Origin of the sequence: Sulfitobacter sp. HI0129, from assembly GCF_001635395.1 — a bacterium.
Taxonomy (GTDB): domain Bacteria; phylum Pseudomonadota; class Alphaproteobacteria; order Rhodobacterales; family Rhodobacteraceae; genus Sulfitobacter.
This window is the reverse complement of sequence record NZ_LWGH01000412.1, coordinates 1-5,610: the sequence shown is the minus strand read 5'-3', so window position 1 is coordinate 5,610 and position 5,610 is coordinate 1. Positions and strand designations below refer to the sequence as shown.

8 protein-coding genes are annotated in these 5,610 nt (G+C 58.4%); 5 read left to right on the top strand and 3 right to left on the bottom strand.

Annotated elements, in window-relative coordinates; genetic code table 11:
* A partial coding sequence (gene scpB, locus A3764_RS11045) for an SMC-Scp complex subunit ScpB (protein ID WP_067951589.1) occupies positions 1-422 on the top strand: 422 nt, incomplete at its 5' end.
* The gene (locus A3764_RS11040; RefSeq protein ID WP_067951588.1) at positions 419-1,360 is read left to right on the top strand and encodes a DUF2971 domain-containing protein; all 942 of its coding nucleotides are present in this window, start codon (positions 419-421) and stop codon (positions 1,358-1,360) included. The genes scpB and A3764_RS11040, both read left to right, overlap by 4 nt.
* A 31-nt stretch (positions 1,361-1,391) precedes the next feature.
* On the opposite strand, the gene A3764_RS24065 is transcribed toward A3764_RS11040, so the two are convergent.
* Both A3764_RS24065 and A3764_RS26435 read right to left on the bottom strand, forming a co-directional pair.
* Positions 1,392-1,955 (bottom strand): ImmA/IrrE family metallo-endopeptidase, encoded by a 564-nt coding sequence (locus A3764_RS24065; protein ID WP_082850965.1) that lies wholly within the window; start codon positions 1,953-1,955, stop codon positions 1,392-1,394.
* Complete coding sequence (locus A3764_RS26435) at positions 1,955-2,311, bottom strand: helix-turn-helix domain-containing protein (protein WP_067951586.1); 357 nt, start codon at positions 2,309-2,311, stop codon at positions 1,955-1,957. The genes A3764_RS24065 and A3764_RS26435 overlap by 1 nt, the downstream gene beginning before the upstream one ends.
* Positions 2,312-3,329: 1,018 nt before the next feature.
* Between A3764_RS26435 and A3764_RS11025 the strand changes: the two genes are divergently transcribed.
* The 3 genes from A3764_RS11025 to A3764_RS11015 all read left to right on the top strand — a co-directional run bounded on the left by A3764_RS11025 (position 3,330) and on the right by A3764_RS11015 (position 4,550).
* Positions 3,330-3,545, top strand: a complete 216-nt coding sequence (locus A3764_RS11025; RefSeq protein ID WP_067951585.1) for a hypothetical protein — start codon at positions 3,330-3,332, stop codon at positions 3,543-3,545.
* Positions 3,546-3,697: 152 nt separating this feature from the next.
* Positions 3,698-4,012, top strand: coding sequence for a type II toxin-antitoxin system TacA family antitoxin (locus tag A3764_RS11020; protein WP_067951584.1), 315 nt, complete (start codon positions 3,698-3,700; stop codon positions 4,010-4,012).
* On the top strand, positions 4,002-4,550 hold the full coding sequence (locus tag A3764_RS11015; protein WP_067951583.1) for a GNAT family N-acetyltransferase: 549 nt from the start codon (positions 4,002-4,004) through the stop codon (positions 4,548-4,550). The genes A3764_RS11020 and A3764_RS11015 overlap by 11 nt, the downstream gene beginning before the upstream one ends.
* 151 nt (positions 4,551-4,701) lie before the next feature.
* On the opposite strand, the gene A3764_RS11010 is transcribed toward A3764_RS11015, so the two are convergent.
* A partial coding sequence (locus A3764_RS11010) for a hypothetical protein (protein ID WP_201722425.1) occupies positions 4,702-5,610 on the bottom strand: 909 nt, incomplete at its 5' end.

The following is a 5,610-nucleotide window of genomic DNA, read 5'->3' as shown; positions in this document are numbered from 1 at the left end:
CCTCGGTCGAGATGCTGATCGAAGACATCCAGGCCGAGTTGACCGACCGCCCCTACGAGTTGGCTCAGGTCGCCGGCGGCTGGATGTTTCGGACCAGAAGCCAGTTCGCGGATGCCATCAAGGCGGCCGCTGACCTTGGCGACCAGCCGCTGGCCTTCACCGAGATGGAGATGGGGGTGCTTTGCGCCATTGCCTATCACCAGCCGATCGACCGGGCGGGCCTGGCCGACATCTTCGGCAAGGAGGTCAGCCGCGACCTGTTGGCCCAGCTGCGCTACAAAGACCTGATCGCCAGTGGGCCGCGGTCGCCGCGGCCGGGGGCGCCGCATACGTTCGTGACCACGGAGACGTTCCTGGTGACCTTCGATCTGCAGGGCTTACGGGATCTGCCGGAGCTTGAACTAGGAGGTGAAAGTAGTTGAAAACCCCACGTCGACTCTACAAGTATCGGGCGTTTTCGGACAGAACGCTCAGCGGCTTGGTCGAAGACCAACTCTATTTCGCTGACCCCAGTACCTTCAACGATCCGTTGGACACGAAGCCAAGCATCGAGATCGATTTGGCTGAAGATCAGTTGGAAACCATGCTGATCAAACTGATCGAGCATCGCGTGCACGGCGAGTTGAGTGCGGCAGCTTTGACGATACGATACAGGGGACCGAAGACACGTGATCACATCTTAAAGCTTAGCCGGCGTCAGGCGGAGCAGATCATTTCTGATATCCGGTACAACGCCACAGATCCCGATCTGCGGTTGGAGAACCCGGTTGCCTTCCTTCTCGGTCAAGCCATCCAGCAAGAACTGCTCCGTCGATACGATGGTGGCATCGTGTCCCTTGCGGAACGCAATAATTGTCCATTGATGTGGAGCCACTACGGCGATCAGCACCGAGGCCTCGCCATCGGGTACTCGCTGCCTGAACAAGCCGCCAACAAGGTCTTCAAGATCAAGTACGGTGGCAGCAGTATGGTCGCGGCCAGTATGGTTCTCGCGATGTTAGATGGTGATCGCGGCGCCCGCCAGGTCGTCGACGACGCTGTGCTTCTGAAGAAAGCTCGGGACTGGCGCTACGAGAAAGAATGGCGGCTCATCGGTCGACGCGGTGCACAGGACTCTCCGATCGAATTGGAGGAGGTTGTCTTCGGGATGAGGTGCCCGCTGGCAGTCAAATATGCTGTCGTCAGGGCGTTGGAAGATCCGCCCACGACGGTGAAGTTTTACGAGATCCGCCGAAAACCTGACACCTTCCTACTGAACCGATATGCGCTCGATGTCGATGAGATGTTGGCTTCCCTGCCCAGGCGATCCCTATCCTTATACGAGGCATTTGAAAGCCTCGATCGAGACAGCTCGAGCTAGGCGGAGGTTTCTGCGAGGACGGGATAAGACGTCAACGCCAGCCTGCCGCTTTAGCGCGCTTAAACGCGCCAGACATGTTCTGCCGCATACGCATTAACTCCTCACTCACACCATACTGCGCTGCCGCCATTTCAATCGAAACGCGTTTTCTCGCAATCGCGTGGGCGGCGGGGCCTGGAACCAACAGGGTTGGTCCCAGCCAATGCGCCTCCTCTTCATCTCGGGCATTGAACATGCGTACACCAGTTTCATCACTCAAAGGCAGCGGGACGTGATGAAGGAGCCCGTGTGCCAGTTCGTGAGCAAGATCCGCCGTTTGACGTGGCTTCTCGTGGCCATCGTTCAAGATCACAAGCCGTGCAGTACCCTTGTGAATGGTGACTGCAGAAAATCCCTTTGCGCCCGTGCATTGCCGAAGGCGTGCGACGTCGAGTGGGTGCTCTTTCTGGAATGACGAAAGATCAACAACGATGTGCTCAAGGTGTTTTGCGAGGCTCCATGGGCACAGTTTTCCGGTTTCAGGGATGCCGAGTTCGCGTCGAACATCCTGAGCGTACCATTCCGCATCGGTCTTGAAGCCCCGCCTTAGTGCCATCAGTGCGTCCTCAGGCCCTCATATGCGGATTGAATGATGCGCTCGAGAGCGTCTGCCTGTTCTTTTCCTAAGTTTGGGTCTGCGCGGAACAACATCAGTGCTTTGGTTAACGACGATGGCTCGCCATTCCGACTGCTGTCGTGCGCGCGCATGAAATCGTCGGCGCTCAGTTTCGCCCATGAGCACAGAGATGCTAGGCTGTCTACATCCGGTCTCTTCCCTTGCGAGATCCGCGTGAGCGATGAAGCGCTCACCCCCGACTGTTCTGCAACCTTTCTCCAGGTGAGCTTCCGTTCCTCCCGTACCGCGTCCAACGCGGCGTAGAAGCCGTTCCCGTCGAATTGCACATTAGGCATCGTGTTCGACTCTTGCAATTTTCATTTTGGCCCCATATGTGTTGTTTCAGGATTTCATTATAGCAACACTGTTGCGAATCCGTAAAGCACAGACACTGCGGCAAATGGGGCGGTTCAATATGAGGAAGAGCATCGAGGACGATCTGAAGGCCATCGGCTTGGGCCTCGACGCTGGCATCCTGCCGACCGTGTTCAATCGGGGGGTCATTCGGCCCGACAACTCCTCGGTTGTCTTGAAACCTTCGGGCCAGGAGAAAGCCGATGCACGGCACCAATCGACACGATCCGCAACCCGACCGTGGGAACGGCCCGCCGGAGGGCAAGGGACGACCGGACAATCCCGGGCGCCCGATTCCGGAGCACCGTTCGTCCAGCCAGGACTACGGTCTCGCTATGCGGAAGGCATAGGGGAATGCCGGGACGCGTACCCGGGTCTGCTTGCGTTTCCTCAAGAAAGGCAGATGTGGCTCTTCGCTGAGAGCGATCTGATCGAAGGCCTCGGTAGGAGAGCCGCATTTGCCATTCAACTTCCCTACACCACCAGAAGGCCGGTTCGAGCCTGGGGCTTTTGGACCACTGCTGTCAGTAAGACATGGATCGGGCCGAGGCATACGAATTTTCCCGATGGCTCGATTTGCGCATTCGAGCCACGAGACAAGACATGGCTTCCCGGCGGTTCGGTGACCGGACTGCTCGACCTTTATAGCCTTTGGGCCGTGCGGCATCTCTACCTCGAGAAATACGGAAAATGGCCCGGCCGGCAATCTGTGCTGATTGCAGCTGAGAGACTGCTCGAACTCGGTGACGATGAGTTTTGCGGATGTGAACATCCATTCGGGAAATACGCCCAGTGCTGTCGGTCAACTGACCAGAAAAACACCTCCGGTTCTGAGCTACTGGATTTTGCAATGAAGACCCGCAGGCCTCCAGCGGAGGTTCTTCGGTTTGTTTGGAACCCAACTAGCCCTCCGCCTCGGAGGGACGCAATTACACGCCAGACTTGAGAAGGAGAATTCAGATGGCAGGCAAGGGCAACGGCGGGAGCTATCGCAGCGCGAAATCGGGGCGGTATGTGACAAAGGCTTATGGTAAGTCACATCCGCGCACCACGGTCAAAGAAGCGCCTGGCAAGAGCGGTTCTACCGGTGGTAGCTATCGGAGCGCAATTTCCGGGCGCTTCGTGACGGCAAAGCATGGCAAGGCCAACCCGGGTACGACCGTTCGAGAAAAGTGAGTCTACCTCTCGCCCAGAGAACGCGTTTGCCAGACTTCGTCTCGGCGTACGGAAATTTGCCGTACACTTGACATGTACGACGATATGCCGTACATAGCTGCATGTGAGCGGCGTCTTGCCGCTTGACGTCGTTTCGGATCAAGGAGGCAACCATGTTGGCGTTTGAGGATAGCACTGTCGCTGTCGACGAGCCCAAGAGCGCTCGGCTGGAAGCGCGTACACAGCCTTCGGTGAAGGATGCGATCAGTCGCGCAGCAACCTTGAGCGGTGTAGAGGTAAGCTCTTTTGTTGTGAGCGCTGCTTACAAGGCCGCACAGACGACGATTGAAGCTCACAAGTTGACGGTCTTGGAGAGCGAGGCGGATCGTGCTGCGTTCTTTGGCGCTCTCGAGAACCCTCCGAAGCCAAATAATCGGCTGAAGCAGGCTTTTGCGTTGCGCGAGACGCTGATCGCGAATGCCGACTGACGCCGCCGTCGACGCCAAGTTCACAATCGAGCCGTTCGATGCCAAGAGCCAGGATCGAACGGCTTTTTCCTGTGGTGTCCCACAGATCGACAATTACCTGAAGTTGACGGCCAAGAAGGGGTCGAAGGCTGATGTCGTCCGGATCTGGGTCGTGCTCGACGATGACCGTAGCACCCTTGGTTTCTACGGGATCAACATGCATGCCGTCGTCGCGGAAGACATGCCGGACGAATTGGCAAAGAAGGCGCCCAGGCACGGCATGCTGCCAGTCGCGTTCATTTCCATGATAGGCGTTGATCAAACGATGCAGGGGAAGGGCTTGGGCAGCGCAATGCTTGCCGATGCGCTCAGCCGGATTGGGCGCGTCTCAGACGAAATCGGAACCTGTGCCGTCCTTCTCGATGTGTTCGACTGCGGAAACCCCGAAATCGTGGCGCGCCGAAAAGCATACTACGAGTCCTTCGGTTTCACCCCGTTGCCAGATCAGCCTTTGCGCCTGTTCATTCCGATCCAGACAGTGCGGGCGCTGTCCGGCTGATCGCTAAGGGCGGAAAGTGTGAATTCGCTGCACGTGCGAAGGTACTCTGCCGAGAATAGAGAAGCGCCAATTCACCGCTTTTGTCAAACGCCACCCGGCCGTGACTCCTTTCGCAGCAGACATCAGGGCAGTCAGCTTCAAGCTGATATCTCTACGTGGTCCGCACTCCGCTTGCACTTAAACTGGCAGAGCTGTCCAGAACGCGCTTGTCGAGAATCGTCTGCAAGAGATCCGCGACCCCTTTACCGTTTAGGTGGAGGCCGATCTCATCGAGCGGTTTGTCTTCCGAGGCGGTCTGCGATCCCCAGTTGAAGCTCGTCACCACGATGTCGTCATGATCCCAGAGCAGAGCCTTTCCGTGCAGCATGGCATGCTTGCTTTGGATTCTTCTAAGGTCGATACCCCCGCCGGCCATCTCCCCGGCGGCGCGCACGTCGCGCTTCTTGACTTCACCGGAGGGCACCGAGTAGAGCGCCTGAACTGTCTCAATGCGCTCCGACGCCACCTGTGCCGGATCGAAGACATTCTGGATCATGGGCGACCCCATCCGGTGTGTCATCACCATCAGGCGTTCCTTCGCATCATGAGCGGCGCGCCGAAGTAGCGGCAGGTGATCGGGCGCCGGGAGGATCCGAAGCGTTACCGGGATCGCATCTTTTGTCGGGTCTGCGTCGAGCAGCCGTCCGGGCTTCAGCCTCAGTGCTGTCCGCATGGCCTGCATGGCATCACGCGAGTCGCGGGCGGTTGGCACCGCTGCGGTTATGGCCCCGAAGAGTTCGAGGCAGGCGGCGACAGCGCGATCGCGCAGCTCGATCGAGAGCTCGTGGGCGCGGAAAGGCGACTGCAGCCAGTTGCAGGACCCCAGCATTGCACGAGCGCCATCGCTGCCGTCGTCAGCTACGAGGATCTTTGCGTGGCTATGCACCGGTTCGAGATGAGTTGCGACGCCAGCGCCAGCCGCCCGCAACCTGGTCTGGAGTTCCGCCATCGCTCGCGTATGCTTGCGCTCTTCGTCGAGAGAAGAGCCGAAGAAGAGGTGGACCCGGACCCCACGCCGAAC